Source organism: Rhizobium sp. LjRoot258, from assembly GCF_964254185.1.
Taxonomy (GTDB): domain Bacteria; phylum Pseudomonadota; class Alphaproteobacteria; order Rhizobiales; family Rhizobiaceae; genus Rhizobium.
In genome coordinates this window covers 78,658-103,071 of sequence record NZ_CAXUST020000002.1, presented here as the reverse complement: position 1 = coordinate 103,071, position 24,414 = coordinate 78,658, and the positions used below count along the sequence as shown (strand labels likewise).

Below are 24,414 nucleotides of genomic sequence, written 5' to 3'. Positions count from 1 at the left end.
AGACTACCGTTTTGATGATCTCACAGACTGACCGGCACTTCGATGCTCGCTGCGACGACCGTGACAAAGAAGGATTGCTGCGTCAGCCTGGGCGCAAATCCATCGCGCCCCTTAGACGCCTCAGCCCATTCCTGACACGGCACAAATTGGCTTGTGCGGGTGCCCTCGTGGCCCTGACGGCTGCCGCGATCATCTCACTCACGTTGCCGATGGCCGTCCGTCGGATGATCGACAACGGCTTCGCTCAGACCGATGGCGGCTTCATCAATCGGTACTTCGTCATGCTGATGGTTATGGCGGTCGCTTTGGCGATAGCCAGCGCATTCCGATACAAGTTCGTCATTGGGCTCGGAGAGCGAATTGTCGCAGACTTGCGGCAGGAAGTCTTCGGCCATATCACAAGGCTTCCTGCCAGCTTTTTCGACGCCACCCGATCCGGTGAGATCAGCTCACGACTGACGGCCGATACGACACAAGTTAAGGCTGCTGTGAGCCTGACCGCGTCGGTGGCTTTGCGCAACTCGATGCTATGCATCGGGGGCGTGGCGATGATGTTCGTTACCAGTCCTCGGCTCTCGATGATGACTTTGGTTGCCATCCCTCTCATCGTGGTTCCATTGGTGTTTTTCGGACGCTCCGTGCGTGCGCGCTCGCGGGTAGCCCAGGACTGCCTAGCGCAGGCATCCGCATTCGCCAGTGAAATGATTGCTGCAAATCGGATAGTGCAGGCTTTCAACGGTGAAGATGCAGCTCAAAGGAAATACGCCGCTGACGTAGAACTCGCGTACGAGAGCGCTGCAGCTGCCATCCGTGCGCGCTCCTTGCTCACTGGCTTCGCCATTACGCTGATCTTTGGTAGCGTGGTGGGAGTTCTATGGGTCGGCGCTCACGATGTGCTGGCCGGTGCGTTGACACCCGGAGCGCTGAGCCAATTTTTGCTGTATTCCGTCATCGCTGCCGGTTCTCTTGGTTCGCTTTCCGAAGTCTGGGGTGAGTTGGCCCAGGCAGCGGGCGCAGCCGAGCGTCTCTTTGAGTTGCTCGACGAGCCCACGGCTGAAGCGCCGGCAACGCCGACTTTTCCTTTGCCACGCCCGGCGAAGGGCACTGTCGAGGTGAACGATGTTCGCTTCGCATATCCCGGTGCTCCCGAAGCCTCGGTTCTAAATAGTCTATCCCTGCAAGTGAAAGCTGGCGAGACCGTAGCTGTCGTCGGACCCTCCGGCGGCGGGAAAAGTACCATCCTCTCGCTTTTGCTGAAGTTCTACGAACCGGGCGGGGGCTCGATCTTGTTCGATGGCCGCCAGCTGTCTTCGCTGTCAGCGGAGGATGTCAGGAAGGAAATTGCAGTCGTTCCTCAGGATGTGACGATCTTTGCAGCGTCGATTTTCGACAATATCGCGTTCGGCCGGCCTGGCGCGACACGCGAGGCGGTGATTGCTGCGGCCATGAAGGCGCAAGCCCATGACTTTATTTCCAAACTCGAGAAAAGCTACGATACGGTCGTTGGTGAGAGAGGCATGACCCTTTCAGGTGGCCAAAGGCAGAGAATTGCGATTGCAAGGGCGATCCTGCGAGATGCCACGATACTACTGCTTGACGAGGCAACCTCGGCCTTGGACGCCAAGAACGAGGCAGCAGTACAGGACGCGCTTGAAAGTCTGATGCGTGGCAAAACGACACTCGTTATCGCGCATCGCCTTGCGACTGTTTTGAAGGCGGATCGCATACTGGTGGTGGACGAAGGAAGAGTGGTCGAGGAGGGGACGCATTCTTCTCTATTGAGCAAAGGCGGAAACTACGCTCGGCTTGCGGCTCTTCAGTTTGGTGAGAAGATCGATACAGGCGAGGTGAGTGCGGCCTGAAATGCACGCTAACCCGCGCGTTAATTGGGCTTTGAGGATCGCACCCAGGGGCAACTCGCTTGCCGCTAGACAGGCTGAAGAGGTGCGAGCGCGCCTCGTGGCCACACATGCTCTCTCACTGCCGGAATCCGACGGTCCTCTCCCGAAGTGCTGGGAACAGCAGCAGGCGAAGTGGTGCTCCGTGAACGAGTGCGGGGCGTCCAGCATTATATGACGCAAACGAGGTGGGACCGGTGCAAGCGAGAGCGGCAGACGTTCAGGTGGGTTTGTGGCAGGCGACGTAAATTTCGGACCGCAGAGCCCTTACCTTCCGGGCATTTGATAGAAATCAAAGCGTGCCTTGTGGAAAGACATCAAACTACCAGCACTCAATTCGTCGACCGAGCAATGGGAGGACATTACGATGACATTCGCCCTGAGGGAGCTTAGTCAATTGGAGTGCTCTGACGTCTTTGAGCAATCCCGTTTCGGCCACCTGGCCTGCAGCAAAGACAATCAACCCTATGTCGTGCCCATTTATTTCGCGTACGAGGGCGGCATAGCGTACAGCTTTGCCATGCCTGGCCAAAAAATCGATTGGATGCGAGGAAATGACAAGGTGTGCCTTCAAGTCGAAAAGCACTCTCCCGGGAACGGCTGGACAAGCGTAGTGGCGCAAGGACGGTATGAGGAATTCCCCGACACGGATCAGTGGAAGCAAGAACGTCTGCACGCATGGTCGCTTCTTCAGAGGTTTTCGGACTGGTGGGAGATAGGCGCTCTGAAGCCCCATGAAATGCCCGTGCAATACGCCTCTCCACACGTCTTCTTCGGCATTGTGTTGAAGGACATCTCTGGACGAATGGTGGTGCCGGACTAGCTCGGGCCCGTCGGCGACCGCTTGGCGTGGCCGTGGTCCCATCCCGCTCCGGCCCGATGCGGAGTTTACCTCGACATCAACTCAGCTCCGGCACTTTCTCGTCCGTGACGATGAGCTTCATCGCAATGTCGTGGGGAGAGCTTCGATCGATCGTAGGCGCTGTGTCACAAAGCCACTCGCTATTGTGAGGGGCTTGTTGTGCAGACGTGCCAGCGTTCGATCGTTCGATCGTAATATCCCCCTCCAGGTCGGTAGCATCCGTCAAACCCGACGACCGGTCTGACGATGATGTCAGGCCGCATCCGGATCCCATCGACGGGAGGAAGGCATCTGATGTCCTTCCTTTCCAAGGAATCGAACTTCTGTCGGAGGTCAGCCTTTCCCCGAAATGGCCAGCAAAATGCAATTGATCGGCATCTGATCGCGTCGACAGGCTCTGCCATCGACCGCCAAATCGCCTCGGTCTTCAACTCCCGCTCGTTAGAGGAACTTTCGGCGAGCTTCGATCAATCGTTCACGCTCGCGTTTTCTCCAAACAGCAATGGAACGCTGCTCGAGAGCTGCCTCTAAGCCCATATACGCCGGATCGACCTCATTGATCGAGCAAGCCGGCGAGGAATATTGAGGAAGATCAACGTTCTCATCTCGGGGCGTCATTGCGTCGTCCGGTCCACAAAGCGCCCGACGAGCGATGAAAGGTGCTCCACGGTGAGCATTTGCCGCAGCCGTGCATCGGGAATCCGTCATCCCTCATCCAATAGAAGCGCCGTAGCCAAATAGCCCATCCCGATTGCACTCGCGAAAAGGTATATAAACAGACCTTCGATAACGAGATGTTCGAGAGACCCTAAGCCCGCGCCCATATCGGAGAAACCACTCCTCCAGATCGCAAATCCGGCGGCGCATCCGATCGCAAACCCAATAGAGAGTCGAGTGAGAATGAAGAAAATCAAGCCAGGCATGGCGGCACCCCCAGTTGATTCCGCCTTAACGCCCGAATTCTGAAAAGGTTTCGCGTCGAGATGATCTTTGTCAAAGACGGATCGGGGCGGCCATGTAAAAGGCATCAGAGATGCTGGGATTCTCTGTTATGTCTATCCTTCCATTCGCTCTAAGCGTCTTCGCGCTGCTTATCCTGCCGGGTCCGACCAATGCCGTTCTGGCCATGGCGTCGCAAGGAAGTACCTTTGCGCGTGCCGTCGTGCTTGTTGCAGCCGTAGTGCTATCCTATTTGGCGGTTGTCCTCCCCGTCGCTGGGCTTGCAGGCACCTTTCTGAAGGCGCATCCCGCCGTTTCTGAAGCCGTAAAGTTCATCTCCGCTACGTGGGTGCTCTACCTCGCGCTGAAGCTGTGGGTTGTGGATGCACGGGCCTCGGCCCTCGCCATCAGCGTGCGGCATGTCGTCGTGACGACACTGCTCAATCCTAAGACACTCATCATCGCGCTCACGATGATTGCACCCGACCAGGGCTGGCTTCCGATCGCTGCCGTCGGAAGCTTCTCGGCTGTCGCCGTTCTGACATCGACCATTTGGCTGCTGGTCGGCAGGATGGTTCTCGGAAGCAGCAACCAAATGCCATTGATTGCGCGGCGGTTCGGATCGGGCGTCTTACTGGTCTTCTCCGCGATACTCACTGTGAGCGCACTACAGCAATAAATGGGGCTGCGGCAGAACTGCGCAACTAGCAAATGCCATAATATCAAATGCCAGAAATGCTGTTCTCGATGCCATTGTTGACGTCGGGTGGTCGCGCCGTAGCCCGTATGTCCAAATACGCCTTCATAGCCGACTTAATGACTGCGTATATGAGCGTTAATTCTGGTCAGGCAGAGCCAAGCCGCCGCCATGCCCTCAACTCCTGGCGCAGTCACAGGTCAAAATTCGTCGGCATCACAATCACGTCTCGGATCGTCATGCCGCGACGGCGGGTCAGCATGAAGATCACCACTTCGGCGACTTCGCTGGCTTGCAGCAAGCTTCCCGAGACCTTGGCCTCTTCGAGCTTCTCTGGCGGCCTACCGCATGCGGCATTGCCTCCCTGCTTCCGGACGCCAAGTAGCGAACATTCAAGCCGCTAATCCACCACCCCTTTCAGTCAGAATTCGTTCCCGGTACACCATCGGATGTGCCAGCTTGCGAACAGCCTATCTCCGGTGGCGCTGCGCAACCATTGTCGCCATATTACGTTCACTTTTAGTTCAGGCGGAGGGGAGCAATACTTTCTCCACTGGAGAACAGAGGAGAACATTGATGAAAAAGCTAGCCGTTATCGCGTTTGGCTTGATCGTAGGTGTTCCCGGCATCACTCCGGCTCACGCGTTTCCAGCAACCAACTCATCCAGGATCGAAATAGAGCAGCAGGTAGAGCCTGTGCAATGGCGTCACGGAGGGGGCGGCCACTGGAATGGCGGTTATCACCATCACCATGGATCGGACTGGGGCTTGGCCTTGGGTGGCTTGGCTTTCGGTGCGATCATTGGTGGCGCATTGGCACAGCCCTACTACGGTCCATACACGTATTACGGCTCTCCCTACGGCTATCACCGCCGGCCTTATGGCTATTATCGGCCGTATCGCCAGTATGAACCTTCGGTCTCCTATGAAGGGGGCAGCCACGTGAGTTGGTGCTTTGCGCGCTATCGTACGTACAGGGCATTCGACAATACCTTCCAGCCCTATTACGGACCCCGTCGCCAATGCGTTGGCCCCTATTGATGGCGGCGGCATACTCCGGCGCTGTGAACTTGGTGTATGGGTAGCAGGGCATGATACTGACCCGGACAAGGAGATGCAGTTCGGCCTTTAAAATGCCGCGAGAGTTCGGCGCTGTGAGCTACTTAATGGTGCGGACGATGGCGCGACCGACAGCCGAGACAAGTTCTTCCGGGCCGCATGGTTTTTTGAGCCAATCGCCACGACCGAACGCCGGCTCCTCATCAAGAAGGGTATCGGTGTCTCCCGAATAGACCACAAATGGAACCCCTCGCAACACAAGTTTATCCACAACAGCCGTGCAGATGCCGTCGCTCAGCCGTGGGTCGATAATGGCGACATCAGGAGTTGTTTCGACAAGCCAGCTGTCCGCCCTTTACATGTCGATACGGTATGAATGTCGGATACGCCCGCGCGGCTAAGCACTTCCTCGATGTCCAACGCGATGAAGGGCTCGTCTTCGAGGAGCAACAAAGTCATCGGCTTCAGTTCGGTAGGGCTTCCCATGCCGCTCTCCAAAGGATGCGCGACTTCAGTTACGATATCGGTATATCGAAAGCCATTAACCTTCTGTGAACCGCTTGCAGAGCTGCTCGGCCGGTTAGAGACTACAGCGTCCGAGCGCTTCCGCGATCTTCCTTCTCCCGGGATGGGGCTGAAATCGGATATCGGGACGTTTAGAATCAGGGAGCCCGTTCATGCTCGACGAAATTATCGGTTGGCGTCACGACCTCCATGCCAACCCCGAACTTGGCTACGAGCTTCATCGCATGGCATCGTTGGTGGCGACAAGCTCCGCGCATTTGACTGCGACGAAGGTGGTCCGGTACAGGATACGCCCGACGACTAGCATGGTAAGTGGTCCCACCGATATCCGGAACTTTCCATCACCGCAACGAGATCGGCAACCTCGGCCATCGTGGAGGATTCCGCGATTTCTCGGGCTACAAATTTGACGCCTAACACCGTCCCAACGGATGGTCGCGGTTGACCAACTGTGGGCCGCTGAAGATCGACGCGCCCATAGCAGCGTTCGATCAATCTTTTGAAGGACTACTGGTCCATCAAAGATCCCTTTTGCGACGCGATTGAAAAGCTACCTATACACAGGAAGAAGCACAATCTTGCGTTAGCGTGTATCGAAAACAGTATTGACAATCTGGGTTGCATTCCGTAGCGACGAAAGCTCCTACCTATCAGCACTCCCACTTTAATTTCGTCAATGTTTTCCTTCTTTGAACGGCATTGCGCATGAAAGCTTGGTACTACCAATATCGAGGCCAGCAGATGGGGCCGGTTTCGGCTCTAGAAATCAAGATTCTAGTCCATGCAGGCCAACTTGGGCCCGAAACCAGGGTTTGGCACGAAGGCTTTGCAAATTGGCGAGTAGCTTCCGAGATTCAGGAGCTAAATGGCGACGACGAGCAGGAGACGCCTGGCACGTCATTGTCGGCCACACGTTCGGAATTCCCTAAAGACGCATCCGGGCAAGTTGACCCACAGTCCCTAGAGCTGCGATCGGATGCGGCCAAGCTGGTTCCATCGTCGTACCGGTGGGACGAAGGCAAATTGCTTAGAGCCGTGCTCGGCAGCTTCGTTTTTGCGGCTTTGATAGTTGGGAACATATGGATGTCGGAAGGCGCAGGCCGCTTTCCGGGAATTGTTGTTTCGTGGCTCGGCGGCGCATTTTTCGGATTGATCTGCATAGCGGCGTTGCTGAAGCTATTCTCAAGGGAACTTGCTCTTGCGGTATCGGGCGACGGCATTGTGTTGCCGAGTTTCAGCACTGAGCCGATTCCGTGGCACGCCATCAAGAACCTCGGCAGATTTCAGAGCCGGCATGTAGACAGTCTGAGGCTCGAACTTGACCCGGGTGTTTCCGACAGCATCCGGAGGCGTGGATTTCGGGGCCTCCTTTGGCTGATCATGCATGCCTCAAAAGGCAAAGCGACTGTAAATCTCAAGGCGCTAAGCGGGAATCCCGATCGAATCTTCAATCGTTGTTTTGAAGCATGGGAGCATGCTCGTGGAGCAACGGCGACAGGCGGTCAGGAGATTGCCACCGAGCATCCCTCAGAAGCTGAAATATCGCTCAGCCCACAGGTCCTAAGTTATGTCTTAATCGGTCTGCTCGTCGTCATATACGCCGGCGAACTGATATTCGGTGTGGACCCTTCGCAGGCGGGTTCGCCGAGCACGCAAACTTTGTTCATGCTCGGTGCGACGCAGCGGGCAGCCCTGCTTCAAGATCATCAGTGGTGGCGTCTATTCACCGCACCATTGCTGCATGGATCAATCGTTCACCTCGGCTTCAATTGCCTTGCGCTTTGGTTCGCGGGAAGACTACTGGAACGCTTGATTGGCTGGCGCTGGTTTGCGGCGATCTTCTTCGCAAGTGCCTTGGGTGGGGCCATCGCTTCCGTTTTGTTCAACGCGCCGAACATCGTGGGTGTCGGGGCATCCGGCGGTATCGTTGGACTGTTCGCGGCCACCATGGTCGCCAGTTTTCGGGGTCACCTCGCGCCGCTTGCTTCTGCGCTTAGAATCGGCGCGGCGCAAATGTTGGTTCCAGCGCTCATCCCATTCCTGTCCGCCGCCAAGGACGGGCAGATGATAGATTATGCTGGGCATTTCGGCGGCGTGGTGGCAGGTGGTGCTGCCGCTCTTGTCCTACTGATTGCTTGGCCGCGGGAGCGGTCGACGCCACGCTTTGGAGGTGCCGCGGTAGCCTTCAGCAGCCTCTTTGTCATTGTGGCGATAGCGTCCTTGCTGCCTATCACACGGTTGCGAGAGGAAATGCTAGCTGATCCATTCCGGCAGTTCTTCGCCGGACGCTACGCCGCCGCGGCAAGGTTCTTGTCCAAGGCCGAAACGAATGGCAAGCCGGCTCCATACTACCGGCTTTGGCAATATCTGGCTCAGGAGAGAGGCGGCAACGACAAGGCCGTGTCCGACCTTGAGAGCGCTGCAGCCAAATTAGAGCCCACCCAGTGGCCATACCCTATCTACGACCTGTTTCTTGGAAAGCTCAGCCCGGAGGAGGTCGCCACAAAGGCCCGAAATGGTGACGAACTGTGTGAGGCTATTTTCTACGCGGGTGAATGGTACCTCCAGCGCGGCAAAATCGCTGAAGCGAACCGTCGGTTTCAGGGCGCTGTATGGTCCTGCCCCAAGACCTTTATGGAGTACGACGGAGCGGTTAGCGAGCTGAGACTGCTGGCGGCGTCCGCGCAAGAAACCCAAAATGCCGCGCAAAGCACCCGTTCTGAGAAAAATGGCCCTAAGGCTGATCAGTCCGCCAAAAATAGCGCGGCCGACCGTAGGCCGCCCTCGAACCCCAACTCAGATGTAAGGTCCCCGAGCCATTTAAAAGCGCCAGACGTTAAGACTGAGCGGAAACCAAACGGATCAACTATTCAAACCAAATTCGACTATCGTGCGCGTAAAATCCAAGAGACTGAAGTCACGGTCGATGGACGAACGATCGAGACGACCTTTGAAACGTCCATCGGGAGGCCGCGCAGCATTGAACGCAAGAACAAGGACGGGCGGCGGATAAGTGCCACGCTCTTTGATCCCCTCAATACTGAACCGTGGACGAGGGTCGAACAGAGATACGGTCCAAGCGACAGACGGTCGTTCGAAATGCAGTTCAAGGACGACGGCACGAAGGTCGGCATGGCGTTCGACGTGTCAGGTGCGCAGCGGAAAGTGGACTATTACAACAAAGCGAGCGAGTTAACTCGAACAGTCGATTTTGACCCCGACAACACGAGGCCATGGTCAACGATCACCACGGAAGTTGACGGGGAGGGGCGTGTTCTAGCGGAGGTTACCGTCATGGACGATGGCTCCAAGAACCAGGTCAACCACGACTTGGAAAACAAGGGGAAATGGATCCGCTACGAACAGGCCTTTGACGCAGGCGGCCGACTCAGATCGGTCGCACAAGAGAATGACGACGGTACCAGCACCTACGTGACGTTTGACATCTCCAATAGCCAAGATTGGTCGAAGCTTGAGCAGTTCAGAAATCGTGCTGGCCAGCTGCAAAACCAAACAACGTTTTCCGATACTGGCGCGAAAATCGTGACCAGTTACGATGCGGGAGGCACCTCATCGTGGTCGATCTACGTGCAACATTACGATGCGGCCGGCTCGCTCCAGTATGTCGACCAAACAAACGATGATCGGAGTCTTTACTCAACTACCCATGACGTCGACAACAATCAGCCTTGGGAACGCTATGAGCAGGTTGCGACCAGTAGCGGTGAGATTGCGTCCCAGACCAACTTCAACGACGACGGAACACGGGACTATATCGTCTTTGATACGACTGGAGACTTCCCGTGGGTCTCAAAGTCGGACAGTTATGATCCGTCGGGAAAGCTGATTGCGACTCGTTTGGTCGACGATGGTGGAGGTCGTCGAACGCTACATTATTAAGAGTTTAACCTATGACTTCACTCTAGCTGTTCACGCCGACGCACACCTGGGGTTACCGAAACTGGACTGGTTCAAGAAGATGCCTCCGGCCCTTTGACTTGTGTGTTTGTTGGCCGCCAAGTCTCTCCTCAGCCGCCTAGCGGAGGTAAGTGGCGTCGAGAGTGTCGTGCCAATGGTAACTCGAAAGGTTCTGGCACAGGGGCTGGCGTTGAACAGCACCGGGGCTGAGGCAAGCAATATCGTCTACATTCGGCAAGTTGCTAACTGGGTAGCCACTACCTTCACAGGCTCACCTGAGCTTGCGTTCTTCAGCGAGTTGCCCTCGCGGCTCGACTACAGCGAGGTCGCAGCAGTCGTTGCGCTTTCTTTTGCGATCTCGTTGCTAACGCCGGTGTGGCCGTCCTCGTGGTCGGTAACGGTGCGTCCGGTTGTCAGATTGCTGACGAGCTTAATGCCGATGGCCGCGTTGTCTATTTTAGCGTCAGCGCCCATCGCCGTGTGCCACGCCGATACCGCGATCACGACAGCTTCTGGTGGTTCATGTCCATGGGCCGCTTTGATGTCCCGATCAATAGCTTCCCAGGGCGCAAATATCCGACCACTACGGTGATCACAGGGGTCAACGGTGGGTATGACGTTGACGTGCGTCGCTTCGTTAGAGAGGGTGGCGTGGCCCTGGGCCGGCTCAAGGGTGTCGCGGGCGGCAAACTCTACTTTAATGATGATGTCGAAGATGTTTTGACGGAGGCAGACCGCGCTTTTTGCGACTTCAAACGCGCCGCGGATGAGTGCGCGAGTGCGAAATCACTCGACCTGCCCGTTGAAGAGGTGAAGGACACGCCGGGACGGCCCGTTCCAGTTCTGCCCATTCCAAACCTGGATTTGAAGACGGCAAACATCGGTTCCGTCGTCTGGTGCACCGGCTTTTCAAGTCCGGCCTGCTCTTTGGCGTTGGTGAAGACGCTGCGTACATTGCCGATCACATGGCCGAAGCCGGGTAATTCAACCGGGACCGCGCCGGGATGTGCGCAGCACTGTGAAATAATCCGCGTTTCCAAGAGAGAAAGGGCGACTCGGCTGTTTGTGGACGGGTCCCGCTTTGGGCCAAGAGGGTTGGGCTGGTGAACACCACGACGTTGGCGACCCTCCCGAAGGAACCTTTGAAACTTTTATGCTGTTTTCTTTGCGGAGGTGAATGTCATGTCGACCATCGACGCAAACATACTCAAAAGCCGCCTGACCAAGCATGCAAAAGAGCGAGACTTGAGCGAACAACAGCGAAAGCTAGTTGAGGCGTACCGGATGGGGAAGATGAACGAGAAAGATTTCCAGTCCCAGCTTTCGAAAGATGCAGTACTGGCCAAGTGGGTCCGTCAGGTACTAGAGGCTGCGAGTAAGGATCCGCTAAGCAAATGATGCGGCTTACGTGCCAGCTGCCTTGGATGGGTTCAACGAAAGGGTCCGTAATCGGTCGCCAAGGGCCCGATATTCAGCTTGGGAAGCTTCGAGAACCTTGAGATAAATCAACGGGCTGTTTCACTAAAGGAGCAACCCGCCGAGTAACAATCGGCGGGGGTTTGAAACGCAGGACCGTTTTCACCCATCCCATGAATGGTCCGCTTTCCGCCCAAACCGTACCCTACTTACTTCGGCCATATACGCCGATTTTTACCGTTGCGTACTTGATAATTACAAACGACCGCGAAACGTTTCGGCTGTTCAACTTGCCCACCGGGCTGACGATGCGGCGGGTAGGCAGTTTGGCCAAAGTCAAACCGACGTGCATAGCGCACTCGTGCACCTCATAGGGTGTCGTCTGAGCTGATCCCAATTCAATCGTGGAGGACAGCATGGCATCGATCAGAAGCAAGCGTTCATTCGTTGCAGTTCTTATTGCCGGGACCAGCCTCGGCAGCGGCATGGCTTTCGGCCAAGCGGCCCAAATCCCACCAATTCTGGTTACTCCCGACAAGGTGGAGTCCAGCATCGGCACGCTGGACTTTAAGGACGGCGCTCCGAGCCCTGAAACGACTAAAAAGGTTTATGACACACTGGCCTTCACCCGAGGCCTTGACGCCTTCCTCAATAGCTACGGCGGCGCGTCCGCCTATGCGATCCATAAAGGCCTTCTCGGCATTGGTGCTGAGGACAACACCGTGACCATCTTTCCCGAACTGATGGATTCGAAGTCGCTGTTCCTCACCGCAAACGCGGACACCGTCTATTACTTCAGCGTCGTCGACCTGACGAAAGGGCCGATGGTAATCGAGCAGCCTCCGAAGGGTGTCGGAACAGTCAATGACATGTGGTTCCAGTGGATCATCGACATCGGCTTCCCCGGTCCCGACCGTGGCGAAGGCGGGAGATATCTGATTCTTCCACCCGGCTACGACGGGCCTGTCCCGGAAGGTGGCTTTTACGTCGCCCGGTCGAAGACCAACCGGGTCCTTTATGCCTCCCGTGGCTACCTCGTGGACAACGACCCCAAGGCGACGGTCGCGAACATCAAGGAGCATATGAAGATATATCCCTACACACCAGGAGGTGTGGGTACGAGCATCGCTACGGCGCTTGAAGGCAAGGTCAAGCTTGAAGGCAATCCGAAGGTGTCTGAAACGAAGTTCAATGAGGCGAGCGGGAAGGCTTTCAATACGATTCCTCCAAGCGACTACTCGTTCTTCGAGATGATCAACGCCAACATTCAGGCCGAGCCAGCAGATTCCTACAACCCGGAACTCGCGGGGCAATTGGCGGCAATCGGCATCGTGAAGGGCAAGGAATTCAAGCCAGACGAACGGATGAAGAAAATCCTCACCGATGCAGCAGCAGTCGGAAACGCGTCGGGACGCGTGCTCAATTGGGATGCCTATAACATTCCGGGTTGGGCCTACTATCCCGGTTCAGGCTGGGCCAACATGCTTTGGGAAGGAGGTGCCAATTTCGAGACGCCGCCGCCGATGGTCACCAAGGAAGGACTGTTCGCCCCCTTGCCGCCCACTGGCGCTCGGACTCTCGATTCAAAAACGGCGTTTTACTACGGCTACACACTCGACTCCCCCGGTATGATCATGCGGCTACCCAAGGTCGGCTCGCAGTATCTCATGGGATTTGTGGATGCGGACAAGAAGCCATACGATGGCGGCAAGACTTACAAGGTGACGCTGCCTCCGAATATTCCAGCCGAGGCATTCTGGTCGTTCACACTTTACGACAATCAATCGCGGTCGATGCTCGACACGCCGCAGCGGTATCCGCGTGCAGGTAGCCAGTCCTATCCGTCACCCGCCGCGGAAGCGGCCGCAGATGGCTCCACGACGATCTATTTCGGTCCGACCCAGCCGAAGGACGTGAAGCGCGGCAACTGGATTCAGACTGTGCCCGACAAGGGGTGGTTCATGCTCCTTCGCCTTTACAGTCCTCTCGAACCGTTCTTCACGAAGGAATGGCGTCCAAGCGAGGTCGAACTCGTTCCCTAATTTCGGAAGTTCGACGCAATACTAGCGCGAGATACCGAGCCTCGCGCTACGCAACCTATGACCGCTAATGGCGGTGGGCTCACGGGATGAATGCAACACACTATTCTTTTGTCAAAGAGGAGTGTGGACATGAAGCGTCGACGTCGCATGTACGTTGGCTGGTTGGTGCGGCTCTTATACTTGCCAATTGGCCCTATACGCTGTTTTGCATGATGCCCACGAACAACAAGCTGAAAGCGATAGCAGAAGACGATGCGGGGACGGCATCACGTAGCATGATCGTGACTTGGGGACGGCTCCACGCCGTCCGGACAACTCTCGGTATTGTTGCGACGCTTGCCTATCTATGGGCTTTGAACTGAGGCACGGATGGAATGCGGCGCGCGGCAAGCGAGGTGCGTCCCGCTCCCCGGCATCCCACACATTCCAACCTTGATGGAGGTACAAGGGTCCAGGGCAGGCGTCCTTGAGCGTTCTTCGGCGGACGATGCTGCCGGAACATGAAGAGCAGCAGGATTTCGTCGAGAATCTTCCGGCATCGTCGAGGAAGTGCTACCAGGACCGTTCGGAGTTACAAATCCAGGCTCAGCCTGGAGTTTTCAAGAATGGGTCCGGATGGCCTCTGATGTACAGATGTCGGGCGCGATGAGGGGAACGCGTATCGGCGTGGTTTCGAGCGGCGGGCCCTTGAGAACGTCTCTGCCATCACCACGCTCGAGGAGCGCCGTCACTCACTCGGGCCCGTGGAGTGTGAATACATTCGCAACAACCTCTAATTTTTATCCGGACTTGTACGAACATGCGACTTGCCAGAAGCGGATCATCAACAATGGAGGCGAAGAGCCGGAGCGCCTGACTTCCGCGGAATTTTGGATTGCCATGTTGGCATGTCCGATTTCGAAGTCGGCACAGATGAATGTGTTGCGGGCAGCACGTCGGCGGGAATCCTTGCCACCCGGCGGGGGGTTGGTCTACGAAATCGATGAAATCGCGGCCCACAATGGCCAAGAGGGAGAGGACCGAAGAGCTTCTGATCAACGCAGATTCGCAGGACGAAGTCTGTTTCAGCGGCAGCCGTTACCGTCTGATCCACAGATGTCTTTCGCGGAATTCGGTAGCAGATACCTCAGGCGAGAGGCAAACTATACGCCCGACCGAACGCGGCTATCCTTTTTGCTGTTGTCACCGGCCATGATATTCTCCTTCCCACAGTATCGAACATTCGTGACCGTGGCGCGGTTCCCGCGAGTGTAGCGCGTGACTTGGAAGAAAATTGCCACACCCACCCGCGTCGTTGACAAAGTGTCAGCGACAATTGTTGACGTCAGGGAAACCACCGAGGCTACCTTTTCTCTGCTTCACGAACTTGGTGAGGGTAATCAAAGGAAGCGCGCATGGAGGAAACCACAACCGCATCGGGCAGCAGTCCCGAGAGCGAAGGGTCCGACGACCCCCTGTCCAACGGGAAGGCACATGCCGGGTCCGATCGTGCGGCGTTCGCGCGGACGGGAACAGCGCTTGCCGAACTCGGCCGGGCACTGCGGGACGACTTGGCTGCCGCGTCGCGTCTGGCGGCCAAAAAGCTCCGAGCACTCGGCAGCGAGGCCTCTTCGCGGCTACGGGACATTGATTTTCAAGCCGCGAAGATTAGAGCCGCCGAGACGGCGGCCCGCTCTGCGGCAGTTTGGTCGCGGGTGTGGCTTTGGCGTTTGCGCTCGACTGATCAGCGAGCTGTCGTAGAGAAGGGGTCCCGCTGGCGGAAGTTTGTGTTGCGGACGGTCGCGACAGCAGGTGTCGCATATCTTGTGCTTGTCGCTGTCCTCTTTTCTTGGGCACTAAGCGACGTGCCGTGGGAAGAAATCGCGGACGGCTCGCTCAAGCCGGTGGTGTTGCTCGAAACGGCGGATGGCAAACCGCTGGTAAGACAGGGGCCGATCCAGGGACCCTTTGCGGCGAGAGAAGAATTTCCCCGCTATCTAATCGATGCGGTGCTCACCAGTGAGGATCGGCGATTTTACGAGCATTCAGGCATCGATCTGAAAGGCATTCTTCGCGCGCTGTTTAGGAACATCCGCGCCGGCGAGGTCGTCCAGGGCGGCAGCACAATCACGCAGCAACTTATAAAAATTCTCTATCTCGAGCAGGACCGTACCTGGAAGCGGAAAATCCAGGAGGCTGTGATCGCATTCTGGCTAGAAAGGAAGCTAGGCAAGGACGAAATTCTTACGCGGTATCTCAACAATATCTATCTCGGCGCAGGTGCAACCGGCGTTCCGGCGGCGGCCCGCATCTATTTCGACAAGGAGGTGCGCGACCTAAATCTCGGTGAATCCGCGATGCTTGTAGGCATCATCCGAGCGCCATCACAGCTCAATCCAATCAGCAATCCAGAGGGCGCTCGTCGACAGGCAGGCCTCGTGCTCGACGCGATGGTGAAGCGCGGCGAGACCACCACCGAGCAGGCAAAGGTCGCGGCTGCAGAATTTGCGAAACTTCATCCGATCAAGCCCGCGGCAAGGTCGGGAGGTTGGTTTTCGGACTGGGTGATGCAGGAGGCGCGCGAGCTTGCCGGCCCTTATCGAGGCACGATAAAAATCAAAACCACGATGGTGCCGCGGCTGCAGGCAATTGCCGAAAAGGTAGTGGCAGAAGCGCTCAAACAGGAAGGTGCGGCAACGGGCGCATCACAGGCTGCCTTGGTTGCAATGACGCCTGAAGGCGGCGTGGTAGCCATGGTTGGCGGGCGCGACTACGCCAAGAGTCCGTTCAATCGCGCGACGACAGCCATGCGGCAACCCGGCTCGGCCTTCAAGCTGTTCGTCTACTATGCCGCGCTGAAGGCAGGCCTCACGCCTGGAGACTGGGTCGAGGATGCTCCGATTGAGCTTAACGGATGGTCTCCCGAAAACTACGGTGGAGGCTATCGCGGACGCGTTACCATTGCGGAGGCATTCGCACGGTCGTTGAACGCGGCGACGGTGGCGCTTGCAATGGAGATCGGGATCGACAAGGTTATTGCTGCGGCGCGGGAATTAGGAATCGACGCAAAGCTGGCGGAGACACCAAGCCTGGCGCTCGGCTCCTCGGAAGTAAACCTGCTCGACCTTACCGGCGCCTATGCATCCATTAGGGAAGGCATTGCCCCGGTGGAGCCGTGGGGGGTCGTCTCCTTTCATGCCGACGGCCAGCCGCACGCCTTCCGCGTCGGGCCGCCCAAGCGGCCCTCGACGGATCTTCGCCAGTTTCAGCCGGACATGATTGGCCTGCTGAGGCTGGTTGTTGAACGAGGGACGGGTCGCGAAGCTGATTTCGGAGCCTTTGCGGCGGGCAAGACCGGCACTAGCCAGAACCATCGCGACGCCTGGTTTGTCGGCTTCACGGAGTCACTGGTGGTGGGAGTGTGGGTCGGAAATGACGACGAGACGCCGATGAACGAGGTGACGGGTGGCAAGCTGCCGGCCAGGATCTGGCGGAACTTTATGCGTGCCGCCGCTGCCGTGCATGACGGCAGTGCGCGCTTCAGCGAGCCCGACGTCACTGCGGATAGTCCCTCCGTCGATAGCGGGGAAGCATCGGTCACCTGCAATTTTCGAGACTGCGCGGGTGCTTATCGTTCGTTCCGCCCCGCCGACTGTACGTTTCAACCCTACCGCGGGCCGCGTAGGCTGTGTGAGAAATAAGATGGCCTATCCCGTTCGCACAGGTAGACACTTCTAATAGTTATAGAGGGGAGCGGAATTCCACTCCCACAACGAAGGCGGCGCGGTCCTCAGGCCGTGGAGGGTGCAGAGTCAACGAGGTTAGATCAGGGCAGATCGCCCAGCTACATCGCGTCAGGACTTAAGCGCTGGCCGACTGATCCATATGTTTTCGGATTTAGGTCGCAAACGCCACCAGCGCAGAGGGCAGCATTCGGCACCAAGGGAGAGAAAGGAAAGACCGAAGGCGTAATCGATGATGCGGGATGGATGCACACCGGAGATCTGGCGACGATCGACAGTGAAGCCTATTGCGTAGGCCGCATTAAGGACATGGTGATCCGTGGCGGGGAGAACCCGTATCCCCGAGAGATCGAAGAATTCCTCTATCGACACCCGAAGATCGAAGAGGCGCAGGTGTTCGGTGTGGCGGACCTCAAGTACGGGGAGGAGCTCTGCGTGTGGATCAAGGTAGAGGAGGGGAGTCGGAAGACGACGTTCGAGCCTTTTGCACAGGCCAGATCGCTCATCAGAAGGCCCCCCAGGTACATCATGTTCGTCGATGAGTTTCCAATGACGGTCACGGGAAAAATGCAGAAGGTCATAATGAGGCAGCGGACGGAAGAGCAACTCGGGCTGAAGGCGATGACGACTGCCTGAAGTCCCCGGCTCGCGCCGGGCGTCCGAAGACGCTGATTAGAGCAACGGATCTTTGCCAAGTTCCATGCATTGGCAGGGTCGGTCGCCGATCTGTTCATGCAGACGCAGAGCATGGCAAGCCAAAGCGGCGACAAGGCTGGCGATCAACCGGTGCTGTCTACCGCAGATCTTGCCGACAAGGTGACGCCGTCGGTCATGCAAGTCCTGTGCTATGGCAAACCCGAGGTTCAGGTAGCCGTCCAGTCCCAGGATTCCGCGACGAACATGCCGCGACCAGTCATTCCCCCGACCTTACTAGACGCGGCGGGCTATGATGCCATCGGCTTCGATTACACGAGCTTCAAGAACGTTTCCTACGCGGAATGCCGGCAGGCCTGCGCAGCCGACGGACAGTGCAAGGCAGTCACCTATAATCTCAAGTATCGCGTCTGTTTCTTGAAGGACAATGTGGTCGCGCTGATCAAGAACGCAGACGCTCTCGCCGCATATTCGTCCTCAAAAGCCGCCGACGTCATCAGATCCGATTTCACGTCGTTTTCGGGGATGGACCTTCCCGGCGGCGACTACAAGCAAATCCGCAACAGCAGTTATCTGAGCTGCTTTACCGCCTGCATTGGCGACAACTCCTGCAAAGCGTTCGCCTTCGTGGCAAAGAAGAAGGAGTGCTGGATCAAGGACATGCTGGGTCGACCAAAGGCGACGAAGGGGGTCGAACTCGGAGTGAAGTGAATCCTGCATGGAGAGGCAGATCCCCGCTATTCCTCCGCAACTCGTCCGCCTTGAACAGTTGGTGTCGTTTTGGCGAATCAGTTCTCTGCCGCGCTGGTGCCGGCTGCTAGGCCGCTCTCGTGAACACCGACCTCACATGATCCGACAAGGACTCCGACCGCGAGTCCAATCCCGCGCAATGATCGCAGTAGTATCTGAAACGCTTTGCTTTTCGGTCGATGCTGAATACCCAGTTCAGGATTGCTCGGCCCAATTCTTGGCGCGACGTCACCCTCGGGCCTTCGAAGTACTCGCTACGGCCACCTGCAAGCTGCTCGACGAAGGCGCGTCCACGACCAGTGGAGATGAGGGCTAGATCCCAAGCCATTTCCACGCCCTTGAATCCCATCCGGCGCAATCCATCTTCCGGAAAGCAATTCCTAATCTCGCTCAAGCGCGCCACACTGCACAGGTCGGTAGTGATTCCCTCTTGCCCAATGAAAGCCGCTTTTCGAACCCTACGAGGTGAGTGTTGACGCAGTTTTTCGAAACAACTCAAGGCATTTTGGTGTTGGGAGCAATGATCGGCGCTGGTTGTTTTGCTGCCGGCACGATCATACCGAACGCATTCCGGTGGGCGAGTGCTGAGCGTTTCCGCAAGTCGAAAGGCGACGCGCGGGGTGCGGCAATGCTGACGGTTTTGGCTTTGGACGATTTTGTCGGCGCTTCCTATGCTGCAGTTCACGATACCCCCGAGTTTAATCCGATAAATGATGGCGAGTTCGCCTTTCACGTTCCGGATCCAACCTTGGTCCTTCCTTCTGGCCAGGATCTGAGCGTGCTTGGGGAAGAACTCCTCGAAGAAATCTTGTGGTTATCTAACCGCGTGACGAACCTGTCGAACGCGTTGGACGTTCTCGACCTCTCGAGGCCTGGCTTCGACAGCTTCTTCGAACGACGGGAAGAGGGCTATGCGGTCCTGGGGGCGAAGGCGATGGATCTCATCGAGCGGTTGCTTGCGGAGTTCGACGTTCGACTGCCTGACAAGCCTGACTACTACCGGCAGCGCGAAGGATTCGCTGCGATTTTGCAAAATGCCGGCGAGCGCCAGTTGCGGAGAATAAAGCTGACGCCCAAGGTCGAGCCCGAGCCCGGTGGATCGAATATCACTCAGCTTTTCCCCAAAACCGGCGGAGACGCCGATTGAGCAGCGTCTCGTCCGTCAAATGAAAGGCCAGCGTGCTGGTCGGTACGGCGTCGAGATCTTCCTCCGTCAGGATGCCGTAGTCGTTCTCACTGCGGGCGTAAGGACGCTGCGGACACGACGGAAGAGCACGGTCCGCGCGATGGCGGCAACGTTCGATTTTTTCATGGCGTCGCGAAGTGCTGCGAAAGCATCGCCGCCCATCTTGTCGGGTGTCAGATAATAGGGCTTGTCGGCTGCTTCGCGCCCTCATAGTGGACATATAGCCACCGGTCGCTATTGCTGCAAAGCGGACGTGGCGCAGTGACAACACGGGTCGCAGTTGCGCCACTTCCGAACTCTTGCCTTTCGTGCCGCAGACATCACTTCGATCTCATGCCGGACGTTCGACCACGGCTCGGGCGATCTCCCTCTGAGACGGGGCTGCTGTGATTGGTTTATAGTGCCAAGCTCGATATGGAGGATGGCTTGAGCGAATCCCGAAAGCTTACTGCAATCCTGGCGGCGGACGTCGTCGGCTACAGCCGGCTTGCCGGCGCGGACGAGGATCGCACCCTGGCGCGGCTCCGGGCGTTGCGCAGCGATCTTATCGATCCCACGATCGCCGTGCATCACGGTCGAGTGGTCAAGCGCACTGGCGACGGCGCCCTCGTCGAGTTCCGAAGCGTGGTCGACGCGGTGCGGTGCGCCGTCGAGGTGCAGAATGCGATGCTCGAACGCAATGCCGGCGTGCCGCCTGATCGACGTATCGAATTCCGCATCGGCATCCATATCGGCGACATAGTCGAGGAGAGCGACGGCGACCTGATGGGCGACGGTGTCAACATTGCTGCCCGCTTGGAAGGCATCGCCGAACCTAATGGGATTTGCCTGTCGGGTGCGGCTTATGAACAGGTGCGCGACAAGCTGAAGCATGAATTCGAGGATCTCGGTGATAAGGAACTCAAAAACATTGCGCGGCCAGTGCGAGCCTTTCGTGTGGTCCCAAACCCGGACACTGCCAGAGGACCGATTGTTCCCGCGCTGGCAGATGGAAAACTAGCGCTGCCCGACAAGCCGTCGATTGCCGTGTTGGCGTTCCAGAACATAAGCGGCGACCCCGAACAGGAGTATTTTGTTGATGGCACGGTGGAAGAAATCACCACTGCGCTATCCCGAATGCGCTGGCTATTCGTCATTGCACGCAACTCCAGCTATGCCTTCAAGGGCCGGATTGTCGACGCGAGAGAAATAGGCCGGGCGCTCGGGGTGCGTTACCTGCTCGAGGGGAGCGTCCGAAGGGCCGGTGGCCGCATCCGCCTCGCTGGCCAATTGATCGACGCAGAGTCAGGCAGTCAGCTCTGGGCGGACCGGTACGATGGCGATCTTGCCGACATCTTCGACCTTCAGGACCGCATTACCGAACACGTCGTCGGAGCAATCCAGCCGTCGATCCTATCTGCCGAAGTGGAGCGTTCCCGGCGCAAACGGCCCGAAAGTCTTGACGCATACGACCTCGTGCTGAGAGCGTTCCCGCTGGTCTGGTCGCTTGACAAGGACCAGAACGAAACGGCCCGCTCGCTTCTCGCTCAAGCGCTTGCCCATGACGTTGACTATCCCTTCGCTCTGTCGCTGCTCGCATGGTGCCACGCGCAACGCGCCGTGTATGGTTGGACCGACGCTCCAGGCCGTGACCGCGATGAGGCCTTGCGCCTTGCACAGCGCGCTGCCTCGCTCAGCCACGATGACCCGATGGTCCTCGCGATCCTTGGAGCGGCGCATTCGTTCGCACGGGACTTCGACGTGGCAGAGACACACCTTGAGCGAGCGCGATCGCTCGATCCGAATTCAGCCTGGGCCTGGCTGCGTAGCGGTTGGCTTGATGTGTATCGCGAACGCTCCGCGTCCGCGCTCGGACATTTCGCGCGGTTCCGTCGGCTGAGCCCGCTCGATCCGATCGCCTATATGGCGGACGTCGGGGTCGGCGCCGCCCATTTCGTCGACGGGCGATACGACGATGCGATTACCTGGATCCAAAGAGGCCTTAGCCAGCAGCCTGACGCGAGTTGGGCTCTGCGGTGGCTCGTCAGCGCCTATGTGCACGCCGGCAGATTGGATGAGGCACGACGTGCCTGCCTTCGACTGCGAGAGAGCCATCCCGACCTTACGCTTGCCAAAGTCAGGGATACATGGTGGCCCTCTGCTATTATGGCGCGCATCTTATCGGGTCTGCGTGACGCTGGCTTGCCCGAAGGCTGACTGGATCGCCTCAACCGAGGTCTTCACCGAGATCCACAAACTTCATCGAAGGTCATGAATCCCTCCTTTGTGCCGTTCCGGTATTGCAATCCAAACGGCAGCTTCGGGTCAATCCCAGACTTTGGCGGCAAGTACTTTGATGTCCGCTTTACGTGTTGAGTGTCCAAGGAGCGGACGGTCGGCCATCGGCCCCGTGAATCCTTCGGCCCGCACGTTTTCCTATAGGCCATGGAGGCCGAAGGAGAACTCAGATGGGTATCGCACAATATGATCCTGCTGCAGTGGGTCGACCGGCATGGAACGCCGGCCGAGAGGTCGGCGTCAAGAAGCCCTTGAAACAGCGCCAGATTTGGGCGATCCGTTTCTTGCTAGACCGGGAGGGGCGCATGAGAGATCGCGCGCTGTTTGATCTCGCAATAGACAGTAAACTCCGGGGCTGCGATCTAGTTAAGCTCAAAATCGGGACTCTCGTCACAGGTCAAGAAATTCGAACTCGCGCCATGGTCGTCCAGCAAAAGACCGGTCGTCCCGTGCAGTTCGAGATCACGACCGAAGTGAGGGCAAGCCTGCTTGCTTGGCTTGAACGCAGAGGCGGGACAATTGACGACTACGCCTTTCCTAGTCGTGTCGATCATGCCGATCATCTTAGCACTCGTCAGTATGCCCGGCTGGTTGATGAGTGGGTGACTGCCATTGGGCTAAGACGCGAAGACTACGGCACTCACTCGCTTCGACGCACGAAGGCCGCGATGATCTACAAAGCGACCGGCAATCTTCGTGCAATCCAGATATTGCTCGGACATACCAAGATTGAGAACACGGTCAGGTACCTGGGCGTTGACATCGAGGATGCGCTGGAACTGGCGGAGCATGTAGAAATTTGACAGAGTGCGGCCCTGCACCCAACGGGGCCGGACCTCACAGAACAATGTTTCCCCGTCTACATATCGACCTGGCAGCTACGCGCCTCCATCTCAGCCGTAGGGGTAAGCCTTGCCGTTGCCCGAAAGCAGACATCGTCGACGAACAAGCTGTAGGTCGCGGTTGCGCCATTTCGGGACCTTCGCGGAGGCGAAGTAAACGTCGCGTCTCGACCCCCAAACCAGCGTTTCCGACCGTCGACACTCCGGTCCGGTCCACAGCTGGCTGACGGTGCAATAGTGCATCGCGTGTGGGCCCAGCGATGAAGACATCCGAGGATCAGCAAAGGTTAGTAGCGTCAACTTGGTGCCGGATAGCGGGCGCGCTCAAGGCTTGTAAGTGCACGCGGCATCGTAGCCACAGCCTTGGAAGGTGTTTCGGAACTCATCTTGCATGACGATCGCCAGGTGGTCGGGGGCGGGAGGCGTGACCTCCAAATCCGAGTCGAGAACCTTGATACGGAATTTCCAGCCTTCCGGCAGTTTCTTGTACATGGGGCCGAGGTCCTTCAGCTTGTCGTAAGTGAGGGACGGCTCGTAATGATCGGTCCAGGATTGCATGACGAACGTGCCGCCGTCGGCGGCGTCGAGCAGGTACACGGTGGTGCCCGCCTTGAACTTGAATGTATCGTTCCGATAGATCTTACCAGGGTTGTACGGAGTACCGCTGGCGCCCGCTTTCAGAGCGGTGAACGGTAGCTTCCCCATCCACGAGGCCATGACGCCTGCGAAGTCATGCGGGTTTCCGACCTCGTAGACCCAGAACTCATCGAACATCCAGTAGCGCCGGGGATTCAACCAGCCAGCGATCGCGCCGTGTTCCCTGGCAAATGCCTCCGGTCCTGCCGCGACGATCTTGTCATCCAAGCGTGAAGGACAATCGCTGGTACCGGTGGTGTTGAAGATATGCGCCTCGGCGGTGTCAAAGGAATCACCGATGATGAGGCCGAACTCGCAGAAGGGGTAGTTGTGGGCGTTCTCGACGTGGATGATCTTGCCTTCCACTGCCCCCAACGTCACGTCAACGGGTTTCCCACTCGCGATCATGACGGCGAGTGCCTCCTTGCAGGCCGTCGACAGTTGCTGGGCGTTGGCCTTGATGCATTCCTTGATCCGGCCACTGCCTGGTTCGATGCCCGAGCAAAGCTTACTGATGTCACCCGAGCAAGCCTTGGCGACGTCAAAGCCTGCGATCAGGCGATCCTCGGCTCCGGCAGGTTGGATTATCGCGGCGCCGATGAGCGCCAGAGATGCGACAACGGTTTTCATGCGGATCTCCTTCGGTCCCGGCACCTGGGGAAGCGGCTCAGAGCGGACGATGATTTTGAATGATCTGCATCGGAACGCTCCTTTCCGAATCGCAAATGCTATTGCGGCTGGAATCGAGCAAAGGAGATTCCGGCAGAAGCGGACAATCTGGTGAGCGCGCCGAACAATGCGAGTTAGGAGCGCCGCCGTGTTGAGGCGAGAGTCTTGCGCTCTCAGTCGCTTGCCAGTGATCCTGCTGGCCAGCGATAAGCAATCATATGCCTTATTTGCGCTGGCAGCGAGGGCAAACCCTCTCACCCGGCGCCAGACGACGAGCGGGAACCTCGAAGTTCTTCCGGAGCTCGCGCAAACTGGCTATGTC

Annotated in this window: 18 protein-coding genes and 2 pseudogenes; 15 read left to right on the top strand and 5 right to left on the bottom strand. The window is 57.6% G+C overall.

What is annotated here, in order from left to right; translation table 11 throughout:
- Positions 1 to 14 precede the first annotated feature (14 nt).
- The 3 genes from ACSQ9D_RS21325 to ACSQ9D_RS21315 all read left to right on the top strand — a co-directional run bounded on the left by ACSQ9D_RS21325 (position 15) and on the right by ACSQ9D_RS21315 (position 4,378).
- Positions 15 to 1,862, top strand: a complete 1,848-nt coding sequence (locus ACSQ9D_RS21325) for an ABC transporter transmembrane domain-containing protein (RefSeq protein WP_436283982.1) — start codon at positions 15 to 17, stop codon at positions 1,860 to 1,862.
- 403 nt (positions 1,863 to 2,265) lie between these two features.
- A complete protein-coding gene (locus ACSQ9D_RS21320) occupies positions 2,266 to 2,721 on the top strand; it encodes a pyridoxamine 5'-phosphate oxidase family protein (protein ID WP_436283981.1) in 456 nt (151 codons plus the stop codon).
- A gap of 1,090 nt (positions 2,722 to 3,811) precedes the next feature.
- Complete coding sequence (locus tag ACSQ9D_RS21315; RefSeq protein ID WP_436283980.1) at positions 3,812 to 4,378, top strand: threonine transporter RhtB; 567 nt, start codon at positions 3,812 to 3,814, stop codon at positions 4,376 to 4,378.
- A 211-nt stretch (positions 4,379 to 4,589) separates the two neighbouring features.
- Here the strand turns inward: ACSQ9D_RS21315 and ACSQ9D_RS21310 are convergent.
- A pseudogene (locus ACSQ9D_RS21310) lies at positions 4,590 to 4,736 on the bottom strand (glucose dehydrogenase); the annotation flags it as partial.
- A gap of 236 nt (positions 4,737 to 4,972) precedes the next feature.
- Between ACSQ9D_RS21310 and ACSQ9D_RS21305 the strand changes: the two are divergent.
- Positions 4,973 to 5,437, top strand: coding sequence for a BA14K family protein (locus ACSQ9D_RS21305; protein ID WP_436283979.1), 465 nt, complete (start codon positions 4,973 to 4,975; stop codon positions 5,435 to 5,437).
- Positions 5,438 to 5,749: 312 nt separating this feature from the next.
- On the opposite strand, the gene ACSQ9D_RS21300 is transcribed toward ACSQ9D_RS21305, so the two are convergent.
- Positions 5,750 to 5,941, bottom strand: a complete 192-nt coding sequence (locus ACSQ9D_RS21300; protein WP_436283978.1) for a hypothetical protein — start codon at positions 5,939 to 5,941, stop codon at positions 5,750 to 5,752.
- 744 nt (positions 5,942 to 6,685) lie between these two features.
- Between ACSQ9D_RS21300 and ACSQ9D_RS21295 the strand changes: the two genes are divergently transcribed.
- On the top strand, positions 6,686 to 9,880 hold the full coding sequence (locus ACSQ9D_RS21295) for a rhomboid family intramembrane serine protease (RefSeq protein WP_436283977.1): 3,195 nt from the start codon (positions 6,686 to 6,688) through the stop codon (positions 9,878 to 9,880).
- Positions 9,881 to 10,213: 333 nt separating this feature from the next.
- On the opposite strand, the gene ACSQ9D_RS21290 is transcribed toward ACSQ9D_RS21295, so the two are convergent.
- Complete coding sequence (locus ACSQ9D_RS21290) at positions 10,214 to 10,402, bottom strand: hypothetical protein (RefSeq protein ID WP_436283976.1); 189 nt, start codon at positions 10,400 to 10,402, stop codon at positions 10,214 to 10,216.
- 18 nt (positions 10,403 to 10,420) lie between these two features.
- On the opposite strand from ACSQ9D_RS21290, the gene ACSQ9D_RS21285 reads away from it, so the two are divergent.
- The 8 genes from ACSQ9D_RS21285 to ACSQ9D_RS21250 all read left to right on the top strand — a co-directional run bounded on the left by ACSQ9D_RS21285 (position 10,421) and on the right by ACSQ9D_RS21250 (position 19,629).
- A complete protein-coding gene (locus ACSQ9D_RS21285; protein ID WP_436283975.1) occupies positions 10,421 to 11,005 on the top strand; it encodes a hypothetical protein in 585 nt (194 codons plus the stop codon).
- A 75-nt stretch (positions 11,006 to 11,080) separates the two neighbouring features.
- Positions 11,081 to 11,296, top strand: a complete 216-nt coding sequence (locus ACSQ9D_RS21280) for a hypothetical protein (RefSeq protein WP_436283974.1) — start codon at positions 11,081 to 11,083, stop codon at positions 11,294 to 11,296.
- A 434-nt stretch (positions 11,297 to 11,730) separates the two neighbouring features.
- Positions 11,731 to 13,356 carry a DUF1254 domain-containing protein gene (locus ACSQ9D_RS21275; protein ID WP_436283973.1) on the top strand — a complete coding sequence of 542 codons (1,626 nt, stop codon included), beginning with the start codon at positions 11,731 to 11,733 and terminating at the stop codon, positions 13,354 to 13,356.
- Between the two features lie 86 nt (positions 13,357 to 13,442).
- Positions 13,443 to 13,718 carry a DUF1772 domain-containing protein gene (locus tag ACSQ9D_RS21270; protein ID WP_436283972.1) on the top strand — a complete coding sequence of 92 codons (276 nt, stop codon included), beginning with the start codon at positions 13,443 to 13,445 and terminating at the stop codon, positions 13,716 to 13,718.
- 1,032 nt (positions 13,719 to 14,750) lie between these two features.
- Positions 14,751 to 17,036 carry a PBP1A family penicillin-binding protein gene (locus tag ACSQ9D_RS21265; protein ID WP_436283971.1) on the top strand — a complete coding sequence of 762 codons (2,286 nt, stop codon included), beginning with the start codon at positions 14,751 to 14,753 and terminating at the stop codon, positions 17,034 to 17,036.
- Between the two features lie 288 nt (positions 17,037 to 17,324).
- Positions 17,325 to 17,714: an AMP-binding enzyme gene (locus ACSQ9D_RS21260; protein WP_436283970.1), complete on the top strand. Its 390-nt coding sequence runs from the start codon at positions 17,325 to 17,327 to the stop codon at positions 17,712 to 17,714.
- 96 nt (positions 17,715 to 17,810) lie between these two features.
- Positions 17,811 to 18,443 carry a PAN domain-containing protein gene (locus ACSQ9D_RS21255; RefSeq protein WP_436283969.1) on the top strand — a complete coding sequence of 211 codons (633 nt, stop codon included), beginning with the start codon at positions 17,811 to 17,813 and terminating at the stop codon, positions 18,441 to 18,443.
- Positions 18,444 to 18,954: 511 nt separating this feature from the next.
- On the top strand, positions 18,955 to 19,629 hold the full coding sequence (locus tag ACSQ9D_RS21250) for a hypothetical protein (protein WP_436283968.1): 675 nt from the start codon (positions 18,955 to 18,957) through the stop codon (positions 19,627 to 19,629).
- 99 nt (positions 19,630 to 19,728) lie between these two features.
- Here ACSQ9D_RS21250 and ACSQ9D_RS21245 read toward each other — a convergent pair.
- Positions 19,729 to 19,860, bottom strand: a pseudogene (locus ACSQ9D_RS21245) (Ku protein); the annotation flags it as partial.
- Between the two features lie 234 nt (positions 19,861 to 20,094).
- Here ACSQ9D_RS21245 and ACSQ9D_RS21240 point away from each other — a divergent pair.
- Both ACSQ9D_RS21240 and ACSQ9D_RS21235 read left to right on the top strand, forming a co-directional pair.
- On the top strand, positions 20,095 to 21,864 hold the full coding sequence (locus ACSQ9D_RS21240) for an adenylate/guanylate cyclase domain-containing protein (protein ID WP_436283967.1): 1,770 nt from the start codon (positions 20,095 to 20,097) through the stop codon (positions 21,862 to 21,864).
- A 251-nt stretch (positions 21,865 to 22,115) separates the two neighbouring features.
- Positions 22,116 to 22,748, top strand: a complete 633-nt coding sequence (locus ACSQ9D_RS21235; RefSeq protein ID WP_436283966.1) for a tyrosine-type recombinase/integrase — start codon at positions 22,116 to 22,118, stop codon at positions 22,746 to 22,748.
- Positions 22,749 to 23,111: 363 nt separating this feature from the next.
- On the opposite strand, the gene ACSQ9D_RS21230 is transcribed toward ACSQ9D_RS21235, so the two are convergent.
- Positions 23,112 to 24,053, bottom strand: a complete 942-nt coding sequence (locus tag ACSQ9D_RS21230; RefSeq protein WP_436283965.1) for a cysteine rich repeat-containing protein — start codon at positions 24,051 to 24,053, stop codon at positions 23,112 to 23,114.
- Positions 24,054 to 24,414 lie beyond the last annotated feature (361 nt).

What these genes read in the sequence shown, in the direction of transcription:
- ACSQ9D_RS21325 (WP_436283982.1), top strand. Translation starts at nt 15, where the DNA reads ATGATCTCACAGACTGACCGGCACTTCGATGCTCGCTGCGACGACCGT.
- ACSQ9D_RS21320 (WP_436283981.1), top strand. Translation starts at nt 2,266, where the DNA reads ATGACATTCGCCCTGAGGGAGCTTAGTCAATTGGAGTGCTCTGACGTC.
- ACSQ9D_RS21315 (WP_436283980.1), top strand. Translation starts at nt 3,812, where the DNA reads ATGTCTATCCTTCCATTCGCTCTAAGCGTCTTCGCGCTGCTTATCCTG.
- ACSQ9D_RS21305 (WP_436283979.1), top strand. Translation starts at nt 4,973, where the DNA reads ATGAAAAAGCTAGCCGTTATCGCGTTTGGCTTGATCGTAGGTGTTCCC.
- ACSQ9D_RS21300 (WP_436283978.1), bottom strand. Translation starts at nt 5,941, where the DNA reads ATGGGAAGCCCTACCGAACTGAAGCCGATGACTTTGTTGCTCCTCGAA.
- ACSQ9D_RS21295 (WP_436283977.1), top strand. Translation starts at nt 6,686, where the DNA reads ATGAAAGCTTGGTACTACCAATATCGAGGCCAGCAGATGGGGCCGGTT.
- ACSQ9D_RS21285 (WP_436283975.1), top strand. Translation starts at nt 10,421, where the DNA reads ATGTCCATGGGCCGCTTTGATGTCCCGATCAATAGCTTCCCAGGGCGC.
- ACSQ9D_RS21280 (WP_436283974.1), top strand. Translation starts at nt 11,081, where the DNA reads ATGTCGACCATCGACGCAAACATACTCAAAAGCCGCCTGACCAAGCAT.
- ACSQ9D_RS21275 (WP_436283973.1), top strand. Translation starts at nt 11,731, where the DNA reads ATGGCATCGATCAGAAGCAAGCGTTCATTCGTTGCAGTTCTTATTGCC.
- ACSQ9D_RS21270 (WP_436283972.1), top strand. Translation starts at nt 13,443, where the DNA reads ATGAATGCAACACACTATTCTTTTGTCAAAGAGGAGTGTGGACATGAA.
- ACSQ9D_RS21265 (WP_436283971.1), top strand. Translation starts at nt 14,751, where the DNA reads ATGGAGGAAACCACAACCGCATCGGGCAGCAGTCCCGAGAGCGAAGGG.
- ACSQ9D_RS21260 (WP_436283970.1), top strand. Translation starts at nt 17,325, where the DNA reads ATGCACACCGGAGATCTGGCGACGATCGACAGTGAAGCCTATTGCGTA.
- ACSQ9D_RS21255 (WP_436283969.1), top strand. Translation starts at nt 17,811, where the DNA reads ATGCAGACGCAGAGCATGGCAAGCCAAAGCGGCGACAAGGCTGGCGAT.
- ACSQ9D_RS21235 (WP_436283966.1), top strand. Translation starts at nt 22,116, where the DNA reads ATGGGTATCGCACAATATGATCCTGCTGCAGTGGGTCGACCGGCATGG.
- ACSQ9D_RS21230 (WP_436283965.1), bottom strand. Translation starts at nt 24,053, where the DNA reads ATGAAAACCGTTGTCGCATCTCTGGCGCTCATCGGCGCCGCGATAATC.